The sequence below is a fragment of the Nostoc sp. KVJ20 genome (genome assembly GCF_001712795.1).
In the GTDB taxonomy this organism is placed as follows: domain Bacteria; phylum Cyanobacteriota; class Cyanobacteriia; order Cyanobacteriales; family Nostocaceae; genus Nostoc.
In genome coordinates this window covers 48,234-74,163 of the sequence record NZ_KV757676.1, presented here as the reverse complement: position 1 = coordinate 74,163, position 25,930 = coordinate 48,234, and the positions used below count along the sequence as shown (strand labels likewise).

The 25,930-nt window shown below is 41.1% G+C and carries 24 protein-coding genes; 12 read left to right on the top strand and 12 right to left on the bottom strand.

All coding sequences use genetic code 11. The features are described 5' to 3' along the window. Positions 1–17: 17 nt before the first annotated feature. Complete coding sequence (locus A4S05_RS27850) at positions 18–1,946, bottom strand: alpha-amylase family glycosyl hydrolase (protein WP_069073026.1); 1,929 nt, start codon at positions 1,944–1,946, stop codon at positions 18–20. Positions 1,947–3,069: 1,123 nt separating this feature from the next. Between A4S05_RS27850 and A4S05_RS27840 the strand changes: the two genes are divergently transcribed. From A4S05_RS27840 to A4S05_RS27830, 3 genes are all read left to right on the top strand, one after another. After that, positions 3,070–4,122, top strand: a complete 1,053-nt coding sequence (locus A4S05_RS27840) for a tellurite resistance TerB family protein (RefSeq protein WP_069073024.1) — start codon at positions 3,070–3,072, stop codon at positions 4,120–4,122. 354 nt (positions 4,123–4,476) lie between these two features. Continuing rightward, positions 4,477–6,315 (top strand): serine/threonine-protein kinase, encoded by a 1,839-nt coding sequence (locus A4S05_RS27835; RefSeq protein ID WP_069073023.1) that lies wholly within the window; start codon positions 4,477–4,479, stop codon positions 6,313–6,315. Positions 6,316–6,682: 367 nt separating this feature from the next. Beyond that, on the top strand, positions 6,683–6,901 hold the full coding sequence (locus A4S05_RS27830; RefSeq protein ID WP_069073022.1) for a hypothetical protein: 219 nt from the start codon (positions 6,683–6,685) through the stop codon (positions 6,899–6,901). Positions 6,902–6,964: 63 nt separating this feature from the next. Here the strand turns inward: A4S05_RS27830 and ribD are convergent, their stop codons facing one another. The 4 genes from ribD to A4S05_RS27810 form a co-directional block, all read right to left on the bottom strand. Continuing rightward, on the bottom strand, positions 6,965–8,179 hold the full coding sequence (gene ribD / locus A4S05_RS27825) for a bifunctional diaminohydroxyphosphoribosylaminopyrimidine deaminase/5-amino-6-(5-phosphoribosylamino)uracil reductase RibD (protein ID WP_069073021.1): 1,215 nt from the start codon (positions 8,177–8,179) through the stop codon (positions 6,965–6,967). 261 nt (positions 8,180–8,440) lie between these two features. Beyond that, positions 8,441–9,214: an SDR family oxidoreductase gene (locus A4S05_RS27820; RefSeq protein ID WP_069073020.1), complete on the bottom strand. Its 774-nt coding sequence runs from the start codon at positions 9,212–9,214 to the stop codon at positions 8,441–8,443. A 440-nt stretch (positions 9,215–9,654) separates the two neighbouring features. After that, positions 9,655–10,140, bottom strand: a complete 486-nt coding sequence (locus A4S05_RS27815; protein ID WP_256091206.1) for a hypothetical protein — start codon at positions 10,138–10,140, stop codon at positions 9,655–9,657. Between the two features lie 254 nt (positions 10,141–10,394). Next, positions 10,395–11,234, bottom strand: coding sequence for a nuclear transport factor 2 family protein (locus A4S05_RS27810; RefSeq protein ID WP_069073018.1), 840 nt, complete (start codon positions 11,232–11,234; stop codon positions 10,395–10,397). 84 nt (positions 11,235–11,318) lie between these two features. On the opposite strand from A4S05_RS27810, the gene murG reads away from it, so the two are divergent. After that, positions 11,319–12,392 (top strand): undecaprenyldiphospho-muramoylpentapeptide beta-N-acetylglucosaminyltransferase, encoded by a 1,074-nt coding sequence (murG, locus tag A4S05_RS27805; protein ID WP_069073017.1) that lies wholly within the window; start codon positions 11,319–11,321, stop codon positions 12,390–12,392. A gap of 52 nt (positions 12,393–12,444) precedes the next feature. Then, on the top strand, positions 12,445–13,752 hold the full coding sequence (locus tag A4S05_RS27800) for a hypothetical protein (protein ID WP_069073016.1): 1,308 nt from the start codon (positions 12,445–12,447) through the stop codon (positions 13,750–13,752). Positions 13,753–13,803: 51 nt separating this feature from the next. Here the strand turns inward: A4S05_RS27800 and A4S05_RS27795 are convergent, their stop codons facing one another. Beyond that, positions 13,804–14,166 carry a VOC family protein gene (locus tag A4S05_RS27795; protein ID WP_069073015.1) on the bottom strand — a complete coding sequence of 121 codons (363 nt, stop codon included), beginning with the start codon at positions 14,164–14,166 and terminating at the stop codon, positions 13,804–13,806. Between the two features lie 251 nt (positions 14,167–14,417). Here A4S05_RS27795 and psbA point away from each other — a divergent pair, with 251 nt between their 5' ends. From psbA to A4S05_RS27780, 3 genes are all read left to right on the top strand, one after another. Continuing rightward, positions 14,418–15,500, top strand: a complete 1,083-nt coding sequence (gene psbA, locus A4S05_RS27790) for a photosystem II q(b) protein (protein ID WP_069068940.1) — start codon at positions 14,418–14,420, stop codon at positions 15,498–15,500. A gap of 261 nt (positions 15,501–15,761) precedes the next feature. After that, positions 15,762–16,271: a hypothetical protein gene (locus A4S05_RS27785; protein ID WP_069073014.1), complete on the top strand. Its 510-nt coding sequence runs from the start codon at positions 15,762–15,764 to the stop codon at positions 16,269–16,271. 48 nt (positions 16,272–16,319) lie between these two features. Further along, the gene (locus A4S05_RS27780; RefSeq protein WP_069073013.1) at positions 16,320–17,207 is read left to right on the top strand and encodes a hypothetical protein; all 888 of its coding nucleotides are present in this window, start codon (positions 16,320–16,322) and stop codon (positions 17,205–17,207) included. Between the two features lie 87 nt (positions 17,208–17,294). Here the strand turns inward: A4S05_RS27780 and A4S05_RS27775 are convergent, their stop codons facing one another. The 6 genes from A4S05_RS27775 to A4S05_RS27755 all read right to left on the bottom strand — a co-directional run bounded on the left by A4S05_RS27775 (position 17,295) and on the right by A4S05_RS27755 (position 21,206). Beyond that, positions 17,295–18,017, bottom strand: a complete 723-nt coding sequence (locus A4S05_RS27775) for a hypothetical protein (RefSeq protein ID WP_069073012.1) — start codon at positions 18,015–18,017, stop codon at positions 17,295–17,297. Positions 18,018–18,309: 292 nt separating this feature from the next. Further along, positions 18,310–18,504: a 30S ribosomal protein S21 gene (rpsU, locus tag A4S05_RS27770; protein WP_069073011.1), complete on the bottom strand. Its 195-nt coding sequence runs from the start codon at positions 18,502–18,504 to the stop codon at positions 18,310–18,312. A 134-nt stretch (positions 18,505–18,638) separates the two neighbouring features. Then, positions 18,639–18,950, bottom strand: coding sequence for an RNA recognition motif domain-containing protein (locus A4S05_RS27765; RefSeq protein WP_069073010.1), 312 nt, complete (start codon positions 18,948–18,950; stop codon positions 18,639–18,641). A 249-nt stretch (positions 18,951–19,199) separates the two neighbouring features. Then, entirely contained in the window at positions 19,200–19,331 is a 132-nt protein-coding gene (locus A4S05_RS43695; RefSeq protein WP_256091204.1) for a hypothetical protein, read from the bottom strand. A 14-nt stretch (positions 19,332–19,345) separates the two neighbouring features. Next, positions 19,346–20,206 (bottom strand): 3'(2'),5'-bisphosphate nucleotidase CysQ family protein, encoded by an 861-nt coding sequence (locus A4S05_RS27760; protein WP_069073009.1) that lies wholly within the window; start codon positions 20,204–20,206, stop codon positions 19,346–19,348. A 103-nt stretch (positions 20,207–20,309) separates the two neighbouring features. Next, the gene (locus tag A4S05_RS27755; protein ID WP_069073008.1) at positions 20,310–21,206 is read right to left on the bottom strand and encodes a sugar kinase; all 897 of its coding nucleotides are present in this window, start codon (positions 21,204–21,206) and stop codon (positions 20,310–20,312) included. Between the two features lie 141 nt (positions 21,207–21,347). On the opposite strand from A4S05_RS27755, the gene rsmI reads away from it, so the two are divergent. The 4 genes from rsmI (at position 21,348) to A4S05_RS27735 (ending at position 25,668) form a co-directional block, all read left to right on the top strand. Further along, complete coding sequence (gene rsmI, locus A4S05_RS27750) at positions 21,348–22,208, top strand: 16S rRNA (cytidine(1402)-2'-O)-methyltransferase (RefSeq protein ID WP_069073007.1); 861 nt, start codon at positions 21,348–21,350, stop codon at positions 22,206–22,208. 249 nt (positions 22,209–22,457) lie between these two features. After that, the gene (locus A4S05_RS27745; protein ID WP_069073006.1) at positions 22,458–23,945 is read left to right on the top strand and encodes an ArnT family glycosyltransferase; all 1,488 of its coding nucleotides are present in this window, start codon (positions 22,458–22,460) and stop codon (positions 23,943–23,945) included. 478 nt (positions 23,946–24,423) lie between these two features. Beyond that, positions 24,424–24,702 carry a GlsB/YeaQ/YmgE family stress response membrane protein gene (locus tag A4S05_RS27740; RefSeq protein WP_069073005.1) on the top strand — a complete coding sequence of 93 codons (279 nt, stop codon included), beginning with the start codon at positions 24,424–24,426 and terminating at the stop codon, positions 24,700–24,702. A 54-nt stretch (positions 24,703–24,756) separates the two neighbouring features. Then, a complete protein-coding gene (locus tag A4S05_RS27735; RefSeq protein WP_069073004.1) occupies positions 24,757–25,668 on the top strand; it encodes a hypothetical protein in 912 nt (303 codons plus the stop codon). The last annotated feature ends 262 nt before the right edge of the window (positions 25,669–25,930 follow it).

Genomic DNA, 25,930 nt, shown 5'->3' with positions numbered 1-25,930 from the left:
TCAATTGATGACACGCCCTAGGATTCTCTTCCCGATGCCCAGGTATCACGCCATTTGACAGTGCCTTCTTTGGCAATCACCCAGCGGCGATTTACCAGATTTTCCCGCAAAGGCGATCGCCCTTCCCGCCACATGGCATATTTATAAGCAATGAGCTTACCAGCACTCTCATCAAAGGGAATTTCGGCAGACCATGTGTTCGAGTTGATGTACTCTAAAGGATATGCTTTGCTGATATCCCAGTTACCCAACTCTGGGCAATCTCCTGTCACCACAATGATTTCACCGGGTTGAGTATCTACGCCATTGAGTTGGACGCGGACGATTGTTTGTGCTTTGATTCGTTCGCCAACATGGCTAAAAACAAGTACTCCCCGTTCTTCTAATACCAGGTTATAAATCTTGCCGTCTTTAACTTCATACTTATTGCGAGTCACCACGCAAGTATGTTCTCCATCGGGTAATTCTGTTTCTACTTCTGGGAGAGTAACTTCTCCTCCTCGGTTTAAAGCTACAAAACACAGAGAGTCACGATAGCGGCGTACATAACAGTAAATATCAGGTGTTAAGTATTTTTGCCAGTGACTACCCATTGAGATGGCTGGATTCAGTCGCCGTAAGCCAGATAGCAACCTGATGCAACGATAAATCTCACTCTCAGTATCCCAATTTTCCATCATCGGGCGGTTATACGGGTCGTTACCGCCATCGGTGTCGTCATGCAAATACTGTTCTGTACCGTAGTAAATGCAAGGAATACCGCGACATGTCATAATCAAGGCGATCGCCACTTTCAACATCGCTGGATCAGGATTCAGCGATTGGAAGCGGCACATATCATGGTTATCGATGAAGGTGATTAACTCTGTTGCCCCGTTGTAACGATAATCCTGGTCAAAAATGTATTGAATTGTTTGGAATCCCATTTCTGAACCTTGCCCTAGTGCGGCTCGAATTGCTACACACAGTCCAAAGTCTAGAAGTGTCATGCCTGAGTGATTGGCAAATTCTACGGAGCGATCGTCACTAGGATTACTGTAAATCCATTCACCAAAAATAAATACATCTGGTTTGTGATTGGTCATCTCGCCAGTGAATTCTTGCCAAAACCAGATCGGCATGTGCTTGACAGTATCCACTCGTAGTGCATCCACACCCCGGTCTAGCCATTGTTTAATAGCTGACTTAATATACTCCCGATATTCTGTATTGTTTTCATTAAAGGTTGCTAGACCAGCTAGTTCACAATTCTGCACTTGCCAATCGTCTTCCCAGTTTTGCACTTCACCATAGTGGTGATACCAATGATTGACATCATCATTGAAGTCAGCAATTTTCACACCATCATCAAATAATTCCCCTTTGCTACCGCTGGTATCAGGGCTGCTATGGTTGCAGACAATATCTAGCACCAGCTTCATATTGCGCTTGTGCAGTTCTGTAATTAACCGATCAAAGGTCGTATTTTTTTCTTCTTGGGTAGCATTTAAAGAAGGATTCTCTCCATCCGCAATGTAGCGAGGATTAATCCGTTTAAAATCTTTTGTCCAATAGCCATGCATCGCGGCATTGCTAATAAATAACTCTTCTACTTGCTCAAATAGTGGAGTCAGCCAAATGGCTGTCACTCCCATGTTTTTAAGATAGTCTAATTTGTCGATGACACCTTGCAAGTCGCCACCCCAGTACTTACCCCAATCTTGTCTATTTGGATCATACAGTTCTGAGTTTGCACCTTCGCTGTTATCTGGATCGCCATCATAAAAGCGATCTACTACAAGAAAGTAAATAGTTTCCTGACGAAATTCAATATCTCTGGTGTAAAGAAACTCTAAGTCAATCTCAGTTTCTGAGGGTGGGCTTTCTATAATAGCTTCTACTTTTTCTTGTGCAGAATCAACTTTGTATTGATCCGGTGAAAACTGGGATGGAGGGGTTTTTACCATAAAAAAACTCAAAATTTCATGTAATTCACAGTTGTAGAAACAACAGTACAACGTTTTGAGTATTGTGTGTCGCTACAAACTTCGGTATTGTGACATCCTGCCTACGGTGTAGGTATCTATCGTTAGCTAGTTTATAATTCTATCGGTAGACATAATTCATCTGCTAGAGGATAAAAACAAAGGAATATAGCAGTTATTAACAGTAATTGCTTGATAACAAAAATTTACAATATCTAGTTAAAGTAACCTGCGGTAAATATTGAGCCTAGCTTGGTTTAAGTGTATATTCGACAACATATTTTATAACACCTAAACTCCCAATACGGTTCGGTTAAAGGAGAAAGGGAAAAGGGGAAAGGTTTTGAATACATCCTTTACCCCTTTCCCCAGACCACAAGGAAAGTGAAAAAGCTCATCCGAACCGTATTGCCTCAATTCCGTCTGTGTTGAAACCAGAATTTGTACTGCGAAGTCAACACCTGGTTAATAACCTGATGGAATGCAAACTTGATCAATTTCACCCTGTCAATTACTACCATTTGAAAGACCCGATTAGCGGTCACTTGAATTACTATGAAATATCAGGCATCCTGGGCCCGGATTTCTCACTCATAGTGTGGGGAGTGTGGGGAGTAAGGACACCAAGGTTACTGCTTAGATTCAAGTTTTTACAAAAATATCGCGATCGCTTCCTGTCTGTCTCAAATCATGAGAGGGTAAGTCAGGAGTTTGTGGAGTGGATTACAGCAAGGCCTAATTGGCGCTGGATATTAGCTGTCAACAAGGTTTCGTTACACCTGAACAATACCAAGTAAACCAGATATTAGCGAACTTTTTCTCTAGAAGATTTGCTTCATTGGTGAAGAGTGCTGAGTTAAAAAACCACCACGCCACTTGCTTATGGGGAAAACTCTCAAACCTTACTCAGCACTGAGTAAGGTAAACTGACCATTGTCACTTTCAATCTATAGGACTCATATTTGATTTCTGAAAAAACTCAGTACAACTAAGAAGCCTTCTTGACTGTAGCAAGATTGCCTATTGCCTGTCTACGCAAATTCGTTCAGAAATCAAAGCGGATTCCTATATTATTACTATCAACCAGTTAATTTAGGTAGCAATTATGACCAAATATGACAAGGTTTTTAACTCACCAAAGACATCAAAAGAATCACTCAGTCCAGAAGAAGCGGTGGCGGCGATCGCAACGGTCACTGCGATCGCTGATTCATCCATTGAAGATGTAGATGCAGAAAGTTTAGCGGGTATCCTTTGGGAATTCGAGGTCTTTGAGGAATACTCAGAAGATGAAATCGCAGAAATAGTTGATAGACTCCTCGCCATTGCAGAAGAAGAGGGAATTGGGCCTTTGTTTAATGTCGCCAAAGTATCTCTTTCTGATGAATTAGTGCTGGATGGTTTTGCTGCTGGGGTAATCGTGCTTTTAGATGATGAACTCGCCATCCCCAAACCGAAACAAGCCTACCTCAAAAAGCTACAAGCAGCCTTGGAACTTGAGGATGAAGAAGCAGAGGAAATCATCAAGGAGGTAATTGCAGCCTTTCAAGAAGCAGAAGATGAAGAATATGCAGACGACGATGAAGACGAAACAGTGGTCATAGAGGATTTTAGTGAACAGATATATCAATCTCCTTTAGGTAATTTTACAGTGCCGATTCCAGTTGATCCGCAGCAAGGCGGTAGAATTCAAAGCCAGGAAGGAGTAGTTGGATTTTCTGATGATATCGGTACTTTGCTGAGAATCGATTATTATCCTTTCCCTCTAGAACAGTTAGAGGAACTGGAGTCTGTTGGACAAGAAGAATATTTACAAACAATCTTAGTAGACAAGTATGTACCCCAAGCGATTTTTGTCAATGTACCAGATGCTTCGGTGGAGTATACCGAATATCTGGAAAATACTTTGCGAGGCGCTTACTATGTGTTAATCGATATGCCCAAAGGTTCGACGATTTCTAAGCAAGAAAATAATGGAACTGCAATCAGATTAGATGCATATCGGGGATTGCTCACCTTTATCAGTGGTGAGTTTTTGTATATAGTGAGTAGTCAACACAGTTTTCTCAACGGCGAAACTCCCGATTCCATTGAAGAAGAAGCCGAAGACATTAAGGAGAGTATTTTAGAGTTTGTTGAAACTATAGAGTTCACTTAGTACAACATTTCATTAATTTGTCGCAAATCAAATTTGGCAATACTCTGCATTTTTAATGCATTTACCTGCATTAAAAGCGTTATGCTTGTACGCAAATGTCACCCCAAAAAAGGGTCAAAAATAGAAGAACATACTTTTAAAATCGGCGGTTATAACCCGCTTCTAGACAAGCAAAACCCACCTCCGTGGGTTTCAAACACTTAATTTTTTCTTAATTGGTATTGAAAACACATGATGTCCTCAATTCAGTGTCTATAACTCATGTACATTTGGAAAGGGCGATGTCTGACGACAAGCCCGGAGAAAACAGAAAATCTCTGGCTTCGCACTGGGTATCTACATTTGTAATTTTTCATGACAATAACCCTGCTGAACAATCGCTATCAAATTATCCAGGTAATCGGCGCTGGTGGGTTTGGCGAAACCTTTCTAGCAGAAGATGTCCACATGCCTTCTCGCCGTCGCTGTGTGATCAAGCAACTAAAACCGATAACCAATAATGACCCGCAAACCTACCAACTGATCCAACAGCGGTTTGAACGGGAAGCAGCAACCTTGGAGTATCTGGGTGAAAGTAGTCACCAAATTCCAAAACTCTACGCCTACTTTTCTGAAAACGGGCAATTTTACCTTGTCCAAGAATGGATTCACGGTCAAACCCTGACAAAAATTCTCGAAGCCAAAGGATTTGAGAGTGAAGCTGCTGTCCGGGAAATTCTCTTGAGTCTGCTTTCAGTTTTAGATTATGTTCACAGTAAAGGCATTATTCACCGGGATATCAAGCCAGATAACATTATTCTCCGTTCTGTGGATGGTAAGCCAGTTTTGATTGATTTTGGTGCAGTTAAAGAAACAATCCGTTCAGTGGTGAATTCTCCAGGACAGCCGACGCGATCGCTTGTCATTGGTACGCCTGGATATATGCCTAGCGAACAAGCCGTTGGCCGCCCAGTTTACGCCACTGATATTTACAGCTTAGGCTTAACGGCGATTTATCTACTGACTGGCAAACACCCGCAAGAACTAATAACCGATCTGAAAACTGGGGAAATACTTTGGCAGCAACACGTCCCTAATGTCTCTTCCCAATTGGCGGCGGTACTCAATCAGGCGATTAAGCCTCATGCTGGCGATCGCTACAGTACTGCCAGTAAAATGCTACATGCCTTGCAATCTGGTGATAGTATACCTCCTGAGTTAGCTGCAAATACTCCCACAGTCAGTTTTTCTCCCTCTGCTGCATCGACTCAACAAACCCAGGCATTGTATTCCCCACAAAAAAATTCTGTAATTCCAGGGTCTTCCACTCCTGGAAACTGGCAAAAACCTGCTGTGATTGTTGGTACTTTGCTGGTAGGCAGCTTGCTTGGTGCAGTCGCCATTTCTAGTATGACTCGTCAGCAACAACCAGAAACAACTATTGCGACAAGTCCCACGCGATCGCTAGAATCTTTGCCTACCGATCCGGCATCTCCCGAAGCATCTGTTTCTTCTCAAACTTCTCCAGTTCCAGTCGTACCCACTTCACCATCACGACAGCCAGTAATTCCCGATCCTTTGCCAATCTTTAATCCCCCAGTTGTATCTAAACCACAGCCAGAAAAAGAGCCTGTAACTTCAGATACACCAGCAGCAGAAGTGCGTTCTACACCACAGCCAGAACCAGAGAATATTACACCTCCCACACCAGAAGCACCTCCGCCACCACAGAAGAATGATGAGCCGCCGAGTAAATTAGCTGCCACTAACAGCAGCCAAAGTGTTCCCGCATTTCCTACAGGTACATCAAGAAGCACGGTAGAAGCTACTCTCGGCAAACCAAATCAAGATTTAAGAGGCGCATGGGGCAAGACTCGTGCCGTTGTTTACAAACTAGTGCCAAACAAAATTGACCTTGGCTACCTATTTGATCGTAATACTAAAGTGCTGCGTCAAACTGAGGTATCTTTTGCCCAATCAGTAGATCCACAGGTTATGGAGACTACCTTGAATGGAATGTTAAGTGGGCAAGCCACTGAAGAAATTAAGCAGGGACTCAAAAAGGTACAAAAGCGCCAGTCTGATAATTTTAGTTTTCAGAATGGCTCGGTTAAAGGTCAGATAATCCGTCAACAATGTGATTTTATTTACATCAGCATTTGGGATGAAGATTTACATGATTTTGTGAATCCATCTACAGGCAAAAGATGTTAATGTCCTGGGAAATACTGTTCTCAAAAGTTAGATTTTTGTATTCCCTAATACAAATTTAGGATTCAATATAGTTATTAGAAAACTGTCTTTATTGCTCTACAATCAAGACAGTTTCAGTCTTCACAATCACAAAAACCCAATTTTTAGAATTAGTGCATTTGTTTTCTAGGCTTTGCAACTAAACCCATGCCCAATGCCCAATGCCCGTTTTCCAACTAAGTTTTAAATTCTTAATCTTCATAAAGTTATAAATATGATTATTAAGTTTTTAATAATACTTGTCTCAGCTTCTACATTCATGTCGTAAAGTGCGATTGGAATTGTGTAATCTGAAGACAGCAAAGCTAAATTATTCAATTGAGGTCTGATGACTCCTACAATTATGCGTCAGCTTTGGTCAGTGGTTGAAACTGCCCAAGCCAAGCTCCTCTTGCAACTGGATGATGCTAGCTTGGTGCAGTGGTTAGTGAAACAAACCGAAACGCAAGTGTTGTTAGATTCTAACGAAACTGATTTCCTATGCAACTACATTCAATCTCGGCTAGTCCTTATACGTGATATGGCCCATGAACGTCAGTGTTCATGATGCCTACGGCGGGCTACGCCAACATAAAATCACGCTGAATTGATTGATAGTCAAGTGTTATTACTATTGACTATTGGCTTTTTGGGGAAAATAACCTTCTACTAAGCAGTCAGAGCCGACTACACGCCAACGGACACGTTCTAGGGACAACGCCTCAGTCATGGTGGTAAAACCTAAATCGCCCACAGGTGTGGGAGCAATGCTACCACCAATGATTTTCGGGGCGATAAATGCTAGAACTTTTTGCACTGCTCCTTGAGCGATCGCACTAGCAGCTAAAGTACCACCACACTCCCACAACACGCTACAAAAACCCCGTTCATATAAGTACGCCATTGCCTTATCTGGTGTAAGTGACGTTAATTCCACAACTTCCACCCCCTGCTTGAGCAACAGTTTTTGGAAGTCGGGATTAGCACCCTCTTGTGTCAACACCAAAGTTGGAGCATCCGCAGTTTGCCACAGATGGGCACTTTCCGGTAAGTTGAGATGACGACTCATCACCACCCGCAGGGGATTATGTGCCTCCACCTGATGGCTGGTTAAGTAAGGATTATCTTGTCTGACTGTGTTACCACCGACAATTATGGCATCGCAACCCGCCCGCAACTGATGTACTTCATTGCGGGCCTCTTGGCTTGTCACCCAAGCACTGTGACCAGAGGTAGTAGCAATTTTGCCATCTAAAGTCATGGCATATTTTAAAATTCCCAAAGGTCGTTTGTAGAGGATGCGATGGACAAAAGCTTCATTTAGTTGACGACAAGCTGACTCTTCTACTCCTACCAACACTTCAATCCCCGCCGCACGTAAACGAGCAATTCCACCTCCAGCTACCAGGGGATTGGGATCAACCATACCCACTACTACTTTTGCCACCCCTGCTTCGATCAATCCTTCCGAACAAGGGGGAGTACGTCCGTAGTGATTGCAAGGTTCGAGTGACACATAGATTGTTGCACCACGAGCGCGATCGCTTGCTGCTTTCAAAGCAAACACTTCTGCATGAGGCTCACCTGCGCGGGGATGAAACCCTTCGCCGACAATCTCGCCATCCTTGACAATCACCGCTCCCACTAGCGGATTTGGCGAAGTACGCCCTAAAGCACGGCGAGCAAGTTCCAAACACCGCAGCATCATGCGAGAGTCAAAGTCACTTCCTACCTTTTCCTTCGGTGGTGAATTCGATCCAACTGCTGACTCCACTAGATGTATATTTTCCTGAGTGTGATTTGGTAAAGATGCATCTGCTTGAGCGACCACTGGGAAATTATCCATAATTTTAAGCAATACTGTAAATATTCTGCACGCGATCGCCCAGCCTTTCCACAGGAGAATCGCGTTTTAATCCTCCTGATATAAACAGTAATATCCAGACAGGAGTACGGAAAAGTGGAACAAATGCTCTCTACGAAAGGTTTCGCTATCGCCGCGTAGCAGCCATACCGTGTAGAATCTTGCGAAAAATTATTGTCTGCGACACGCTACGCGATCGCAAAATCTAAAATCCAAAATGAATGGTATGAGATGGGTTACTTACTATGTTCGCCGATTAACCAGGGTAGCGCTAGCTTGGTCAACAGGCATCAGCACAACTTCATTAATATTGACATGGGGCGATCGCGTCACGCAGAAAAATATCACATCAGCCACATCATCTGCTGTTAGGGGTGTAACTCCCTGGTAGACTTTGTTGGCGCGTTCAGTATCTCCGTGAAAGCGCACCTCGCTAAATTCTGTTTCTACCATACCAGGATCAACGGAAGTTACACGTACCCGCGTTCCCAAAAGGTCTTGTTTTAAACCTTCAGAAATTGCTCTTACAGCAGCTTTGGTAGCACAGTAGACATTGCCACCGGGATAAGTTTGATGTCCAGCAATAGAACCTAAATTTACCACATGACCGCGATCGCGACTTACCATTCCAGGGACGATATAGCGAGTTAGGTAAAGTAAACCCTTAACGTTAGTATCAATCATTTCTTCCCAGTTTTGAAAGCTGCCCTCATGTAACTTGTCTAAACCGCGACTTAGACCAGCATTGTTAATGAGAATGTCGATATCAGACCAGGCGGGGGGTAGAGTAGCAATGGCTTCTTCTACAGCGCTGCGATCGCGCACATCTAACTGTAATAAATGAATTTCAGTACTAAAATCTTTATTGAGAGTATCTGCTAGCTGCTGCAAACGTTCCAGCCGTCGTGCGGCTAAAATCAGTTTTGCACCCGCACCAGCGAAGATTCTCGCACAAGCAGTACCAATACCACTACTTGCACCAGTAATCAAAATGATTTGATTTTGTAGGGAAGTCATTGTTACTCAATATTCAAGAGTCCAGTGTTAATTTAAATACAAAATTTAGCAATTTAGCAAGTTACTGAGTCCTATATTTGTTTATTGGTGAGTTTAATCTTACCAACATAACTTCTTATATTTATCGAACATAATTCAGGAGTCAAGAGTCAGAATTCAGTTGGGTATTTTGACCGAAAAAGCGGTGCTTCGCAGCACTAGCGAGTATTTTCGAGTCGCGTCTGAATAACCGGCGTTTTTGCACCCCCAGCAAATCTACGATTGGGTGGTCTTGATTTTGATTCCTGAATTCTTCAATATATCTGCTTTAATATCTGTGAAACGTGGGTTTAAAAACAGTTATACAGACGTTGAGTTACAACGTCTGTATATCCAGATTCATCTCTCGATTCAGCAATACCCAATTATTGTATAACCTATAAAAAATTCCATTATATATTTTAAGGTGAAGTAACGCCTAATTGCATTCTTTTTAATCCTCCTTCACTTGTGCAGTCTTCCATTTCGCCAAGAAATTCTGGATAATATTCTGTATTTCTAATTAACCAGTCACCGCTACGGACTCTAGCATTAGTCTGAAATTTACCAGACACCGATGATAGTTCATTTTTTTTAATTGAAAGAAAACTTTCTACTCTGCCTGAAATTCTTACATTACCATTACCATTATTTCTATTGATGATTTTAAATCCAGACATTTTCGTAATTGAAATACCTTGGTTTAAAGAGCAAGCAGAGCCACTTTGCATATTCGCAGCGATCAATAGTTTTTCACTAGTAATAAAAAACCTCATATTTTTACTTGTTGAATCTGAAACTTGAGCATTTGCAGAAAATGATGATATGGTGAGGCTTGCAAGAGCAATAGAAATGTTTAATAATCTTTTCATTGTCTTCAACACAAGCTTCTTTTTTAGTTCTCTCATAATGATTGATGTAAGATTGATTGTTAGTCGTTTAGCAGCCTATTATTTAACAAGTTATAAAAGTTATGTTTTATAACCACTCTTCTAATATCCATAACTTTAACTGTTAGTACAATGGCAGAATCAACGATATGAACATCAAGATTTTATAAAGAGAAATGCTATGGCGGTTCTCAATTACATAGAATACATACCTAAAATCAAGATTTTTAGTACGCTAGGGGTAGCGTAGCGCACTAACTTCCAACTCCTAACTACTTCTTCACCACTTGCAGCCGTTGAGTTACCATCGTCATCCCATTACCTCGTAGAATGACAGCAGAAACCCATTGGCTACCAGGGGTAGATGGTGCTTGTCCAACTTTAAACAGTCCACCAGATGTTAGTAGTTGCAAATCCACAGATGTCGGGTTGAGAAATTTATCTGGTTTGATGGGTTCCTCTAGCGCTGTTCCTAGTAGAAAATCATCACCAAGTGGCTCTTGAACGATCGCATCAAAACTATACTTCTGGCCAACTTGTACCTGTTGTGGTAATTTGATATCAATTTGGGGTGGCTTACTGCCAGAGGTAAGTAGGGTACGTTCCGACAAAATATCTTGGCGGACGATTTTGCCGCCTTGAATGCGCTGACGCGATGTAATCGTGGCATTGAGAGCCAACTTATTACCGTTACCGGATGGTAAACCAGTTATCTTCGTTTCTGTTTCAGCAATAATTCCATTGCCTTCAGGTTTTGAAGAGAGCAGTTTCGTACTGTATTGCAATTTGGGATATCGTTGCCAAAGTGAAGTCAAAGATTTTTCCAGGGTTTGGAGGTTTAACCCATCCCCATGAGTGAAATTGGGGCTGTAGAATTGCAACACCCCTTTGACATCGCCCCGGTTGGCAGCTGCATCAACTTGTGTCAACAGATTGTTCAAATTGGTTGGTGCATTTTGGGGTGTAGTGGCTTGGGCTAATTGCGGTGGTGTAGTCGCTTGAGTGCGCTGCCAACCACTTGTTAAACCAAGAGTTAGCAGGAACGTCACCAGCCAGATATTTGCTGGAAATCTGAGTTGGCGTCTCACTAAGGTGCTAATAATGTTAGTCATTGGTAAGAATTTACTGATTTGATTAGAGAAAGTAAGGAAATTGTTTTATCTTAGTTAAGCTAGACGCTAAACGGTAGAGGTTTGATGGCAAACGCACCGATACGATTATTAATAGCTGCCAGTGGGACTGGTGGACATTTGTTTCCAGCGATCGCACTGGCACAAAAACTGCCAGATTATCAAATAGAATGGCTGGGAGTACCCAATCGGCTCGAAACTCAACTTGTTCCTCAAGAGTATCCCTTGAATACTATTGCAGTTGAAGGGTTTCAGCAAGGGTTTGGACTCTCCTCGATTCGGATTTTGGGTAAACTCGCCCTTTCGATTCTAGAAGTTAGACGAATTCTCAAACAGGGAAATTTTCAAGGGGTGTTTACCACGGGAGGTTACATTGCCGGGCCAGCAGTGATTGCGGCGCGTTCTCTCGGTTTACCTGTGGTTTTCCACGAATCTAACGCCTTACCAGGTAAAGTAACTCGCTTTTTTGGCCCTTGGTGTAGTGCGGTAGCCTTGGGATTTGAAGTAGCTGCTAAGTATTTGCCCCGTGCTAAAAATGTCTGCGTTGGCACACCAGTAAGAGGGCAATTTCTTGATGGGGCAATTGATGCACCACTGGATTTAGCTATTCCTGATGGTGTTCCTTTAATTGTCGTCTTTGGTGGTAGCCAGGGTGCAGTTGCGGTCAATAAGTTGGTGCGTGAATCTGCAAAAGCTTGGTTTGATGCTGGTGCTTACATAGTACATTTAACTGGCGATCGCGACGAGGAAGCAGATACTCTCAAACATCCGCAGTACATAGCCTTACCTTTTTACAACAATATGGCGGCGTTGTTGCAACGAGCAACTCTTGCTATTAGTCGTTCTGGCGCGGGTAGCTTGACAGAATTGGCAGTGTGTGGAACACCAGCGATTTTGATTCCTTACCCCTTTGCCGCAGAAGACCATCAATCTTACAATGCAGACGTATTTACAAAAGCTGGGGCGGCGTTAACACTGAAGCAATCGGAGTTGACGACTGAAGTATTGCAAAGTAATGTGTTGAATTTGTTGCAATCACCGGATGAGCTAGCAAAAATGGGGGAAAACGCCAAAGCGATCGCAGTTCCCGATAGTGCCGAAAAATTGGCGCAATTAGTGCGTGAGGTGATAGAAACTTAAAAGATTCAAAATTTAAGATAGTAAAAGACAATAGGAATTTATTCTCCAGGTTATGAAAATTTTATTTAACCAAAAATTCCGCCTCACAGTAGGTTGTGTGGCCTTATTACTTGCAAGTTTAGCCAGTAGCTATCTATATAGTCAGTCAAAAACTAAACAGCTAGCCCAACAAGATCAGTCTTTGACTGAGCAAGAAAATTTTGCCCCACTTCAATCACAAATTTCCCTCACCTCAAATCAATTTGTTGATCAACAAACATCTGATGAAACCATAGGCAAGGAAAATGCTTTTTCATCTCAGCAGGATTTGTTAGCTGCATCTGCACCCTATCCAGTTGTCGATGAATTCAAAAAATATAAATTTAGTATTAATGGCAGCCAGGTTGTTACCCCAGTCAAACTGCCCAGTAGTAAGGTGAACTTCAATCAAGGAGATTTATTAACCGTTCTCGTTAATACTAGAAAATATTTTCAAGATCATGGTTCAGAAGACCCAGATATTCTGCGTACAGGAATACTTGCTACTCAAGGAGTTACTGTAGCAGATGTTCTCAAAACTTTGGACTTCATGATTGTTGTTTTAAAGGAAGATATTGCTAATAATCGAGCGACTCGGTTACAAGACCCGAAGTTTATTAATAACAATTTTAGAGTTATCAAGTGGACTGCCCATAACCCAAAAAACAAAAAACAAAAGCAATTACGAATTACCAAATATGCTGTATTTACTCACACTGGTTCTCGCGAAAAAAACTCTACTTACAATACACCAATTTATAGCCTAAAAGAAAACTCAATTACTGATAAATTCTATACTAGATATACAAAACAGGATGTTTTATCTGGGATTTACGAACCAGGTGGTAGAGAATTTGGTAAAGTTCAAAGTCTCGCTTATTTAACCAGAACTGGCTTAGAAGAGGCACTGATGCAAGGAACAGTTCTGATTAACTTTACAGATGGTTATAAGGCATTTTTTAATGTAGATAGAAATAATGGAATGTCTTATATTCGCGGATTGAAAGCAACAGCCCAAAAGCGTTATTGGTATTTTAGAGAGGTTGATGCCATTAAAGGTTATGGATACAAAATAGATGCCAAAATCTCCATTAAACCAGGAGTAACCTTTGCTGGAGATGTGCTGAATATTGGTTTAGGTAAAGTGATTATTATTGAGCATACTAAAGGTGGTCGCAAACATCTACAAATGGGAGTTATGGCTGATACAGGCGGAGCCTTTTTACCCAATCTTTATCAACTCGATTTTTTGGCAGGTATTTTTAAGAGTCAAAAAGAATTTAGCCAGAATATCAGCCAATTGCCTGAGTATGCTACAGCATATTTTTTAGTAAAGAAGTAATGCATGAAAAATTCGTAATCCTCGTTTGTAGCAAGTATTACGAATTCGTAATTATTTGGTCAACAGTTCTAAGTTATGACCATTGGGATCATAGAAATAGAAGCCGCGACCTTCCTTCCTGTGGTTAATTTGTCCTTTATTTTGATGCATCGGGTCGCTACTGTACTCAATACCCGCCTCTTTAATACGTGTAAAAATTGCATCAAACTCCTCATCACTGACATGGAAGGCATAATGATGGGACTCGAATGTTTCAGCGTCAGCGAAGTCTAGCGTCAGCACATCATTAATATGTACAGCAGCAAAGTGGCCAACGGGAACCTCGACCTCTAAGCCAAAAATTTTTGCAAAGAACCTTGCTGATGCTTCTTTGTCATGTGCGGGCACTATGGTGTGATTTAGAGTAATTGTCATGCACACCTCCCCTCCTAATTTTGGTAATAATCAATATCAACTCTTTATTCAGAGTTAATAACAATAATGTTCCTTTCTATTTTATCTTTTGGGCGCTAACACCAGAGACTTAAATAAGCAAAACTAATAACTCGCATCAGGTTTACTGAAGTAATAAAAGTTGATTAAAAATTGTAAAGCAGTGTAAAGTGTTTTCACAGGCAAAGACGAAACCGCCTGATTCATAAATAACTAACCGCACTTATAAAACAATGACAACAACCTTACAACGTCGCGAAAGCGCCAACGTATGGGATCGATTCTGCGAATGGATCACCAGCACCAACAACCGGATTTACATCGGTTGGTTCGGCGTAGTAATGATTCCAACCTTGCTAGCCGCAACCGCTTGCTTCGTAATCGCCTTCATCGCCGCTCCTCCAGTAGACATCGATGGTATCCGTGAACCAGTAGCAGGTTCCTTGATTTACGGAAACAACATCATCTCTGGTGCAGTTGTTCCTTCCTCCAACGCAATTGGTTTGCACTTCTACCCGATTTGGGAAGCAGCTTCTCTTGATGAGTGGTTGTACAACGGCGGCCCTTACCAACTAGTAGTTTTCCACTTCCTGATTGGCGTATTCTGCTACATGGGTCGTGAATGGGAACTATCCTACCGCTTAGGAATGCGTCCTTGGATTGCGATCGCATATTCTGCACCAGTAGCAGCAGCAACCGCAGTCTTCTTGGTATATCCAATCGGACAAGGTTCATTCTCTGATGGTATGCCCTTGGGTATCTCAGGAACATTCAACTTCATGATCGTGTTCCAAGCAGAACACAACATCTTGATGCACCCCTTCCACCAACTCGGTGTAGCAGGTGTATTCGGCGGAAGTTTATTCTCTGCGATGCACGGTTCTTTGGTTACATCTTCCTTGGTTCGTGAAACAACCGAAACCGAATCACAAAACTACGGTTACAAATTCGGTCAAGAAGAAGAAACCTACAACATCGTTGCAGCCCACGGTTACTTCGGTCGTCTAATCTTCCAATACGCTTCTTTCAACAACAGCCGCTCACTGCACTTCTTCTTAGCAGCATGGCCTGTAATCGGAATCTGGTTCACCGCCTTGGGTGTAAGCACAATGGCGTTCAACTTGAACGGTTTCAACTTCAACCAATCAATCATTGACTCTGAAGGTCGTGTGATTGCAACTTGGGCAGATGTAATCAACCGCGCTAACCTGGGTATGGAAGTAATGCACGAGCGTAACGCTCACAACTTCCCTCTAGATTTGGCTGCTGGTGATTCTGCTCCTGTAGCTCTTACCGCTCCTGCTATCAACGGTTAATCATAATCTGAGATACTCTCTTCATCCTTATCTATAAGTAAAAGACGCTCTCCCGAAAGGGGGGCGTTTTTTTATTGGGTTAGTTGGTACGTTGAACATGCCACTGAAAATTTTTTTGAAGTGCAAAAATATTGATAATCAAAATTAGACCGCTATAGTTGAAAATTGAGGCAATAATTATCAAAAAGTAAATTTTACGGGTAAAAATTACTCGCAGCGCCGATAATTGCCTCAAAGCTCAAGTATAAGGAGAAATCGAGAATGATTTTACATCGTGGGCGGAGGGTAGTAGTTGCTTTGTTGCTGTCAGTTATGTTACTGACAACAGCCTGTGCGCCAACAACACCTGGACGTTTTGACCAAGCGCAAAAAGAAAGCACTCAACAAAAAAGAGGTCAATCGGTAGCTAAAACCGCAACTCAGGGTAGCGAATTTAATAAATTTTTCCCAAATGCGGGTGATGGCTACCAGCGCGTCTATACCCAAGAGAAAAAAGGCTTTGCGGAAGCGAAGTTGAAAAAAGGCGGTAAAGATATAGCGGTGCTGTCTATTTCTGATACTACCAGCACACCTAGTGCAGCAGCAAAGTTCTCGAATAGTACCAAAAAAATTGGCGGTTATCCCGCAGTAGAAGTTGGTAAGACGCAAACTGCAATTTTAGTAGGAAAGTACCAAGTAAAAGCACTTTCCCGCGATCCGTCATTTACAGCTAGCGATCGCGCAGATTGGCTAGAGAAGTTTAATCTTGATGGTCTCGCTAAACTGAAATGATTTGCACTACGAACATTCAGATAACAAAACCTAAATAAGGAGATTTTTATGGGCAAATCGATTGTTGAGTTGGTTGATCAATTGCCAACTGGCGGCTTGACTGTTTCTATGTTAAAATCCCTCGATTTTGTTGCTCCTGGTCAGTGGCAAAATACTGTTGGCTTTGTCAACACCATTAAGACTGTCACTGGCGAAGACGACGAAGATTTAATTCAGCAAATTGGCGAAAGAGCAATTTATCTATTCAACGACAAATCCCAAGGATACCAAACAGCTTTGTGGCTTTATCAAACCGTTGATGCTACAGATAGAGCGCTTGGTGCAGCAGCTTTAGCTAACAAAGTTGGCGAGAAAATTCCTTTATTGGGTTTTTTAAACTCTGTCACTCCCAAACCTGATAAAGCCCAAACCATCGATCTGACATTAAAATTAGTGGCTGAGTTAGTAGCCTTCTGTCAAATTAACGGTATTCCTGGAGACAGTATTGGGGATTTTGTCGCCTCTTTAGGTGAGTATAGTGGTGAGTCACTCATTCGCATGGTGGCATTAGTTTGTGTTGATGGTTTGATACCTTTGGGCCCAGACTTCATCAGCAAAGCAATATCCGGGATTAATCAAACAAATCCACAGGAGTTAGAACAAAACTCGACTTTCCAAAACATCAAAGACGTAATTCCAGGAAACAATGCTGGTAGTAAGCTTAACTTTATCGGTGAGAGCTTTGACTCAGTTAAAGGTTGGATGAGTGGGTTAGTTAGCGCTAATAATTTAACGCCACAAAAGGTAGTTAGCAATTTGCAAAGTTTTGTCGATATTGCTGATGACAAGTTAGACTACCTCGCGGCGTTCCTGGATGTATCAACAAATTATTATGAACACACTGGTACGCAAACTTTGGCACATCGCTTGATTGAACGAGCGGTAGCTGAGATTTAGGTTGATGGGGACTGGGGACTGGGGACTGGGGACTGGGAACTGGGAAGATTACCCAATACCTGATCTCTAATACCCAATCTCCAAGGCCTATTGGGGTAAACGTAGATCAGATGCGATCGCATATAAGTAAGGTTGAAAAATAGCCAAGTTTTCCAGTTTTTCAAATTTACCTGTTTGCGTACCTGTGTCAAATGCAGTGGTAATTACGTAAAGTTTACTGCCATCAAAGGCAACATGACCGATGTGTTGCTCTTTTACTCCACCTTGTTCCTTGAGTCCAGCGAACCCATAGCGGATTCCCTGAAGCTTACCAATGGGTACTGGTTGTGGTGGGTAGGCTGAGAAAGTAATCTCTTTGCCATATTCACCCTGACGATCTTTCGCAAACGCAGTATAGTGATCTACAACCCAAGTCTTAAGTACTGGTAATACCTGGGTTTGGTATTTGGTACTTTGGTAGTCCACTTGGGAAGCAGTTGGAATACCCGCTGCTACGAGTTTATTTCGGAAATCCTCATTATTTGCTAGTGGGTAAATGTTAATCTCAACTGTACCCAAACGTTTCCCTTTAGAGGAGACACACAACAGGGGTGCATTTCCCTCACAAGCAGAAACTTGCCAGTTAGTTGGAGCAGTAGCATTTCCCAGGATTTTCTGCCAGATATTTCCCTCATTCGGATTAGGAAGTTTTGCAACGCCAGAGGGTTTTATGACTTTAGGTGGAGAAAATTGGGGGAGAACAAATTTGGCTCCCAGCGGTATTGATACCAACAAAATAGAACCTAGTAATAAATGATAAAGTCGTAACATTTTTTTAAAATCCAGAGCCAACTATTGCAGACGCACCATAACTACAATACTTTATCGGTATAGAGGAACATAGATACATTTATATTGCTACAAGTTCCACAAATGGAACAGAGGGTATGTTTAATTATGCCTAGTAGCGCTGTATTAATTTTCAGCGCTACTACGAACAGTGTTATTTATTTATTGATTGATGTTGATGTATGCCTAATTACTTGTGACTTGGCAAAGATATGGCAACAATGAAGAGATGCTGGCTAGATGTGAAATCGAAGGGCAAATTTGCTGGGACTTTTTAATTGAAGCGAGAACGTTGTTGACGACGTTGCTTGTGCCTAGCAATTGCTTTACGCTTCTCTTTTTCTATCGGCGTCTCGAAGTGACGCTTTTTTCTCATATCTTGGAAAATTCCTGCTTTAGAAACTTCCCGCTTAAATCTTCTCAAGGCTGATTCAATACCTTCATTCTCCCCTAAAACTACTTGTGTCATTCTCATTCCTCCTTAATATGGATGAATAGTGGATGAATAGTTCAAGACTAGATACCAAATAAAATATTCCAGCAGAGTGGAGCCTTTGGCTTTATCTGCTGGAGACTCTAAATGTGAAACTTTAACGAATCGACTTAGTAGCGATCATTGTTGCGGCGGGCATTACCGCCACCCCAGCTACCACGAGGAGAACTGCTTCTTTCCTCACGAGGTTTAGCTTTGTTCACTTTCAAGTCACGCCCCATCCATTCCGCACCATCAAGTGCATCAATGGCAGCTTGTTCTTGTGTGTCTGATTCCATTTCCACAAAAGCGAACCCACGCGGCCGGCCTGTTTCCCGATCTGTGGGTAGTTGAACACGATTTACTGTTCCGTATTCTGCAAAAGCCTGCTTTAGGTCCTCTTCTGTAACCTGATAGGACAGGTTCCCGACGTAAATTGACATAGAAATCTCCGAATTCAGGGAGTGTAGAGAGTTAAATTCGGAGAGACGGTTTTTAGAAATCAAAACTAGTTACTCAACCGAAAATAATCTTTATGTCCATGAGTGTAACACAGCCTTTAGCCTTTGAATATCGTCTTATAGTGAATTTTATTCACAAATCAAACCTTTAGGGGAGGTTTGCAGACTTCTCCATTGACTGGCTTTTGTTGCTTGTACTATAAAAGTTACACTTTTAACAGGAAATCGGAATTAACTAGCGATCGCCCAGATATTTAGTGTTTTGAAAATTAAGCTGTGGACTAAAAGGTAAAGATTATTATCGGCAATGGGGGCAATCATACCATAACTAACTTTTTTAAAAGCAAATTCCAAAATATTCATCCTCAAGTACCCTATTAGCTATGGTCAAACTGCGCTAAGATTCCTTCTGCTTTCTTACACAGTAATTCGTGATATTCACCGTTACTAGCGAACAAACCTCCCCATTGATTGATATCACCAGTGTTATACTGCAACGGAGTGCCGTCAAAGTGGGTAAATTTACCACCTGCTTCGGTTAATATAAGTTCTGGGGCTGCCATATCCCAATCTTTGGGCGCAGACTTGCCGGAAAGAGAAATGTAGATATCTGCCTGTTGCTCGACAATGGTGGCGATTTTGCAGCCTACACTACCCACAGATTTATGATTTTGACAGGGTAGGTGTTGTAGTAAGTGATCTAAGCGTTGGTTACGGTGAGAGCGACTCACGACTAAAGTTAAGTCCTCAACTCTTTTACCTGATGACACTTGCAAAGGAACAGATTTACCACGGGTTTCTACAAATGTCCCCCCGCCTTTGGTAGCGTAATACAATTTTTCCGCCTCTGGTACTGCCACTACTGCCAACACTGGGCGCATTTCCTTGACTAAAGCAATGTGAACCGCATAGTCTCCAGTTTTTTCGATAAAGTCTCGTGTGCCATCCAAAGGATCAATTATCCATACCCAAGGGGCGGAAGGCTGTGCGCCCGTAGTTGGCGATTGATAGGTTTCTTCACTGATGTAAGCAAAATCTTCATTACCCAAAGTTGCTTGTAGCTTCTGCAAAATGTATTGACTCACAGCTACATCGGCAACGGTAACAGGCTCATTCTGTTTATATTGAACTTCTAAATTAGGGTCTTTTGCAGTGCCGTGGTAATACGATCGCAGTATATCTGCTGCGCCCCAACCAACCTCACGAGCGATCGCTAATATTTCTTGTAAGTCTTTCATTAAATTTGGCCTATCTAAAAATATGTATAACGTGATTAAGGGCGCACAGCGATACTTAGTTTAACTAATTACGAATTACGAATTACGAATTACGAATTACGAATTATCTTAAGTTCATCCAGCGCCGTGTGCCAAAAAATTTACATGAATCAGCAGCAATATTAGCTGCCAGTGCCAGCGCATCAATAAAACTTTCCCTTAAAATGTAATGACAGAAAGCACCGTGAAAAATATCTCCAGCCCCTAATGTATCAACTGCTTGAATCTGCGGCACATCTACGATACCAGTTTTAGTGCAACTCAAGTATTCAATTGGTTTTTGTCCGTGGGTAATGGCAATGTGAGGAATGTCAAATCCACTAAGATAGCTAAAAACGTCTTCTCCAGTCTGGCAGTTCGGGGGATAAAAATTTGCTGAACAGATAGCGTAATCTACGAATGGCAGAATTTGCTCAAATCCAGGCTTCCAACTACCACCATCAATTACTACTGGGATATTCTTAGCTTTAGCCATTTGGGCTATGGAATAACTAATCGCCATCTGATGTCCATCAATGAGGACGATATCGACATTTTGCAAAATATCTGGCGGGATAGATGCGGTGCTGGCTTGAGTTTTGACAGCATTGATGGAAACCACCGCTCGTTCACCTGTGGTTTGGGTGACAATGATTGAGGAAACAGGCGGTGCTAAATCAGTGGTAGGCTCAAGGTCTGCGATCGCAACTTTGTAATTTGCCAAGTCACCTCGAATTAGCTGCGTCATTGGATGAGAACCCACTATCCCCAAGACTGTGGCCTGATTATTACCTAAATAATTGAAGGTTACAGCCGCGTTTGTTGCTGGGCCACCTGCCGCTACAGTATAGTCAATAGCGACAATTTTCTGATTATTCTGAGGAGGGGAGTCAGCAAGGTAGATTAAATCTAAGGTTATTAAACCTACAAATAAACCACGATCCGATTTTTGATTTTGAATTTTGGATTTTAGATTATCCATTTCTCATCTATATTTCGTAATTATTTTCAACTCTTGTACAGACGCGATTCATCGCGTCTCTCCTGCAAAGACGCGATGAATCGCGTCTCTACAAACTCCTATCCGATGAATCGCGTCTCTACAAAATCCTAATTTTCCCTCATGCAAACTGATCCAAAACCAGGAACACTTTATGTTGTCGGTACACCAATTGGCAACCTGGAAGATATAACCTTTCGGGCGGTGCGAATTTTGCAGACTGTGGATATCATTGCTGCGGAAGACACCCGTCACACGGGAAAACTGCTACAGCATTTTCAAGTTAAAACTCCCCAGGTAAGTTACCACGAACATAATCGTACCAGCCGCATCCCAGAATTATTAGAGCATTTAGTTAACAATAAAGCGATCGCTCTGGTGAGTGATGCTGGGATGCCAGGTATTTCCGATCCGGGATATGAATTGGTGAAAGCCTGTATTGAGGCGGGAATTCCAGTAGTTCCCATTCCTGGCGCTAGTGCAGCAATTACCGCTTTGAGTGCAGCTGGATTACCAACGGATCGGTTTGTCTTTGAAGGCTTTCTCCCAGCTAAAAGTCAACAGCGACAAGAACATTTAGAATCTCTGCAAACAGAATCTCGGACATTGATTTTCTATGAATCGCCCCATCGATTGCGAGATACTTTGCGAGACTTAGCTATTGTTTGGGGAAGCGATCGCCAAATTGTGCTAGGGCGGGAGTTGACTAAATTGTATGAGGAATTTTGGCGAGGGACAATTGCCGATGCGATCGCTCACTACAGCCAACGAGAACCCCAAGGTGAATATACATTAGTCGTGGCAGGAATTCCAGCTAGTCAGCCCCAATTGACAGAAGAGGAACTGAAAGCCGAATTGAGACAGTTAATTAGTCAGGGAATATCGCGATCGCAAGCTAGTCGTCAATTAGCAAAATTTACCTCCCTTCCTCGTCGCCAACTCTATCAACTAGCTCTTTCTTTAGTCCTGACTCCTGAATCTTAAATATCTAATACCGCTTTTTAAAACTTCAAAATCAAAAACTAAATTTCAGGTATGTAAATAATTAAATATTTTTCTGATTACTTATTTTAATAAAATAAAAATAGCGGTTCTCGTTTGTATGCAATACATCTTGACCTCACTTCCATTCCTCTATCCTAAAAAAAGAGAGGCTTTGAATCTTACTCCCCAAAGCTAGAAGGGAAGGGACTGGGGGTTAGGCGTAGTTTTTTCCAAAATACAACTGGTTATATGCAAAATAATCTGATTACAAACAGCTTCCAAAAATCGCCAATCTTTTTTTTGTTAACTCTAGCTATAGCTATCAGAATTTATAATATCAATTCGCCCATTATCGGTATTCATTCCTGGCGTCAGTCAGATACAGCAGCAATGTCCAGAAATTTTTATGAAAATGGTTTTAATTTATTTTATCCTCAAATTGATTGGGGAGGTAATTCTCCTGGCTATTGTGAAACCGAGTTTCCAATTTATTCGTTTATCGTTGCTCTTATTTACAAAGTTTTTGGAGTTTCAGAATTTTGGGGTAGACTATTATCAATTATTTGTTTTTTGGTAGCGTCCTACTTCCTATATCAATTTGCTAGCAAAATTCTAGATAAGAAAGTTGCATTTTGGTCTTGCTTATTTTTTATAATTCTACCTTTAAATACTTATTACAGTAGAACTTTTCAGCCAGAGTCTATGCTGCTGATGTGTTCAATTATCGGCATATACTATTTTAATAATTGGCTTGAATCAGAAAAATGGCGAGATTTAATGCTATCAGGTAGCTTTGTAGCCTTGGCCTGTCTAATCAAAGTTTTACCAATAATATATTTAGGAATTCCACTTTTTTACTTAGCGTGGACTAAATTTGGTATCAAAGTTTTTTCTCAACTATCTCTGTGGATTTATAGCATATTGATCCTAGCATCTGTAGTTTTATGGTATTACCACGCTCATCAACTATTCTTGGAATATGGTAATACTTTTGGCTTTTGGTCAGGCTCAACAAATAGATATAACTATAATATTGTACTCACCTTACATTTCTGGACAGAAATATTATTTAGAACTGCTGTCAGGCATTTTGCTATTTTTGGCTTACCCATATTTTTACTAGGATTGTTCATTACTAGAAAAAGTTCAAAAGAATATGTATTAGATATTTGGTTAGTTTCAGTAATTTTAACTTGGATTTTAGTACCAGTTACTAGCTTAGTACATGAATATTACCAACTCCAATTTATGCTTCCAGGAGTGATATTTATGGGTAAAGCTTGTAGTCAATACTTCGATAACAATGCTCAAAAATTGAATCAGAGAAAAATTATAGTAGTCTTATTATGTCTAACTTTAGCTGCTGGTTCTGTGATTTACAGTATTGATTATATGTTCAAAGAAAGAATAGATAAATCTGCTGTTTTTCAACTGGCACAGCAAGTAAAACAAAATACTGCACCTGATTCGCTAATAATTGCTACTACAGGGAGTGATCCAACATTACTCTATTTATCACATCGGAAAGGATGGCTGGTTAGCCACAATGATGTAACTGAAAACACTATTTTATCTAGAGTTAATTTGGGGGCTAAGTATTTAGTAGGAAGCTTTAATTTTGTCGAAAGTTATAATTTATTTGTAGATGATAATCAAAAGCAAAAAGTTAATAGCTTTCTCCAGAAATATCCTAATACTCTCAAAGATCCTATGAACTTTATCGCTAAATTACCATAAATTAGACAGCTTTTAAGAAGAATACAAAATACAAAATTGATAACAAGAAAATGGGGATAACCTCTGCGGTAAGCAAGCGATAGACATTTGTATAGCCAATGCAGCAATTGGATTGCTAGTAGCTTCCGAATTCTCTATGGCTTCCGTAACGCAACACCAGTCTGCTCAAGTTGGGAAACCCACCTACGCGGCTGGCTCCCCTACATATACTTAGATTTTTTCAGAAATCAAATCGGATTGCTAAAAAACTTAGTACATATTTAGTTGGCGTTATTTCTTATACAAGTAATATGAGGAATCCAATCGAGTTCCTAATCGTTCCTAATATTGATCCCTGAATACGGCATAATGAATATTCAAATGATATCTAAAGATTTTTGATATTAGTTCTCTAGATAGATCAGGAATTTTGCAGGCAAACTTTAAGATGAAATAGTCAAAAGTAAACAAAGTAGGTTCTCACGAAGGAGAAATTCACATGACTAACATTATTGCTTGGCTGGTTTTAGGTTTAATTGCAGGTGCATTAGCTAAGTTATTTTATCCAGGAACTCAAGGTGGTGGTATTCTCTCCACAATTATATTAGGAATTCTTGGAGCCGTAGTTGGGGGTTATTTGGGTCAAGCTTTGCTAGGTAGTAGTTCAGCCGCCGCTGCATCTGTGGGAGCATTATCTCTAGGAAGCATCTTATTTGCTGTTCTTGGTGCTATGCTACTGATTTTCCTTTGGGGTTTGCTGAGTCGTCGAGCTGTATAATTAGCTCAAATTAACAGTTTTGGGAATCACTTCTAGCTGCAATAAACCGATAAAATGACATTAGAAAAAGAGCGAAGAACTATAGGAGTTTTCGCTAGATGTTCGGATGCACAATTGGTACTTCAGGAACTAAAAGCTTCTAATTTTCCAATGCAAAAAGTTTCTGTAATTGCACGGAATGCAGAAGAAGAAAGTGATATTGCTGGTGTTGATGTTAAAAAGCACACTGGCAATACATCTGAAGAAAATGCTGCTGGAGCCTTTACTAGTAGTACTTTAGGCGGTCTTGATAGTTTAGTATCCGGTCTAGCTCTCAGGGCAATTCCTGGTATAGGCTCAGTCATGCTAGCCGGAGCAGATGCAACTGCGATCGCTACTACTTTAACAGGTGGTCTGCCTAGTATATTGCTAAGTTTAGGGATTTCTGAAAATCAAGCACAGGGTTACAGCGATCTTGTCTGTAAAGGTTACTATTTGGTGATAGTAACCGGCATAGATATAGAAATTCGTATTGCTAAGAGAATTTTTAATCGCTGTGATACTCAACAGTGGAGCGTTTCTGAGCCATACTCGACCCCAAATAGTCGCTATAAATACGCAGTTGGTGTTTTTAATACGCGCCAACATGCAGAAAGAGCGCTGACTGAACTAAGAACCGCTGGCTTTCCCATGAGTCAAGTATCAATAGTTGCTCAAAATACAAGCTGTCTAAGTGATATTATTGAGGAAAACATTAGCAGTTCCCAAGATAACTATACTAATTTAGGAATTCCTGATGATCTAGCCGGATATTATGAACATCAGGTGACTCTTGGCCACTACTTAGTAGTCATCAAAGGCACTGATATTTACATAGCAGGTGCGAGAGCTATTTTAGAGAGTAACAATATCCAACATTTGAGTATCTATAGCCAATCTGAACTTGATGTGTCTAGGAGTGATCGCCAGGTTATTACGAACTTATAGCTAAACGTCAAGTTAATATCAAGATTACAATTGCATTGATGTAATACAAGTAGTCAGACACAATTAAATTCATTGGTGGAGACAGGGAACAGGTTACAAGAAAAAACTTGCGTAATTAATTCTGTCTGATTATTTATAACAGCAAAAGCCACTATATTTAGTGTTTCTAGAAATTGCGTTTTTTCGATAAACTTAATTTTTACTATCCAGCCTTTTTATTAAGTACAAAATTTGTTTAACCTTGAATAAGAATTTATAAATC

Excerpts from the sequence above, each read along its gene's own strand:
- murG (WP_069073017.1), top strand. The coding sequence starts at position 11,319 with ATGGCAAACGCACCGATACGATTATTAATAGCTGCCAGTGGGACTGGT.
- psbA (WP_069068940.1), top strand. The coding sequence starts at position 14,418 with ATGACAACAACCTTACAACGTCGCGAAAGCGCCAACGTATGGGATCGA.
- A4S05_RS27810 (WP_069073018.1), bottom strand. The coding sequence starts at position 11,234 with ATGACTAACATTATTAGCACCTTAGTGAGACGCCAACTCAGATTTCCA.
- A4S05_RS27740 (WP_069073005.1), top strand. The coding sequence starts at position 24,424 with ATGACTAACATTATTGCTTGGCTGGTTTTAGGTTTAATTGCAGGTGCA.
- A4S05_RS27800 (WP_069073016.1), top strand. The coding sequence starts at position 12,445 with ATGAAAATTTTATTTAACCAAAAATTCCGCCTCACAGTAGGTTGTGTG.
- A4S05_RS27755 (WP_069073008.1), bottom strand. The coding sequence starts at position 21,206 with ATGGATAATCTAAAATCCAAAATTCAAAATCAAAAATCGGATCGTGGT.
- A4S05_RS27760 (WP_069073009.1), bottom strand. The coding sequence starts at position 20,206 with ATGAAAGACTTACAAGAAATATTAGCGATCGCTCGTGAGGTTGGTTGG.
- ribD (WP_069073021.1), bottom strand. The coding sequence starts at position 8,179 with ATGGATAATTTCCCAGTGGTCGCTCAAGCAGATGCATCTTTACCAAAT.
- rpsU (WP_069073011.1), bottom strand. The coding sequence starts at position 18,504 with ATGACACAAGTAGTTTTAGGGGAGAATGAAGGTATTGAATCAGCCTTG.
- A4S05_RS27745 (WP_069073006.1), top strand. The coding sequence starts at position 22,458 with ATGCAAAATAATCTGATTACAAACAGCTTCCAAAAATCGCCAATCTTT.
- A4S05_RS27735 (WP_069073004.1), top strand. The coding sequence starts at position 24,757 with ATGACATTAGAAAAAGAGCGAAGAACTATAGGAGTTTTCGCTAGATGT.
- A4S05_RS27780 (WP_069073013.1), top strand. The coding sequence starts at position 16,320 with ATGGGCAAATCGATTGTTGAGTTGGTTGATCAATTGCCAACTGGCGGC.
- A4S05_RS27835 (WP_069073023.1), top strand. The coding sequence starts at position 4,477 with ATGACAATAACCCTGCTGAACAATCGCTATCAAATTATCCAGGTAATC.
- A4S05_RS27765 (WP_069073010.1), bottom strand. The coding sequence starts at position 18,950 with ATGTCAATTTACGTCGGGAACCTGTCCTATCAGGTTACAGAAGAGGAC.
- A4S05_RS27785 (WP_069073014.1), top strand. The coding sequence starts at position 15,762 with ATGATTTTACATCGTGGGCGGAGGGTAGTAGTTGCTTTGTTGCTGTCA.
- rsmI (WP_069073007.1), top strand. The coding sequence starts at position 21,348 with ATGCAAACTGATCCAAAACCAGGAACACTTTATGTTGTCGGTACACCA.
- A4S05_RS27830 (WP_069073022.1), top strand. The coding sequence starts at position 6,683 with ATGACTCCTACAATTATGCGTCAGCTTTGGTCAGTGGTTGAAACTGCC.
- A4S05_RS43695 (WP_256091204.1), bottom strand. The coding sequence starts at position 19,331 with ATGAATATTTTGGAATTTGCTTTTAAAAAAGTTAGTTATGGTATGATT.
- A4S05_RS27775 (WP_069073012.1), bottom strand. The coding sequence starts at position 18,017 with ATGTTACGACTTTATCATTTATTACTAGGTTCTATTTTGTTGGTATCA.
- A4S05_RS27795 (WP_069073015.1), bottom strand. The coding sequence starts at position 14,166 with ATGACAATTACTCTAAATCACACCATAGTGCCCGCACATGACAAAGAA.
- A4S05_RS27850 (WP_069073026.1), bottom strand. The coding sequence starts at position 1,946 with ATGGTAAAAACCCCTCCATCCCAGTTTTCACCGGATCAATACAAAGTT.
- A4S05_RS27840 (WP_069073024.1), top strand. The coding sequence starts at position 3,070 with ATGACCAAATATGACAAGGTTTTTAACTCACCAAAGACATCAAAAGAA.
- A4S05_RS27815 (WP_256091206.1), bottom strand. The coding sequence starts at position 10,140 with ATGAGAGAACTAAAAAAGAAGCTTGTGTTGAAGACAATGAAAAGATTA.
- A4S05_RS27820 (WP_069073020.1), bottom strand. The coding sequence starts at position 9,214 with ATGACTTCCCTACAAAATCAAATCATTTTGATTACTGGTGCAAGTAGT.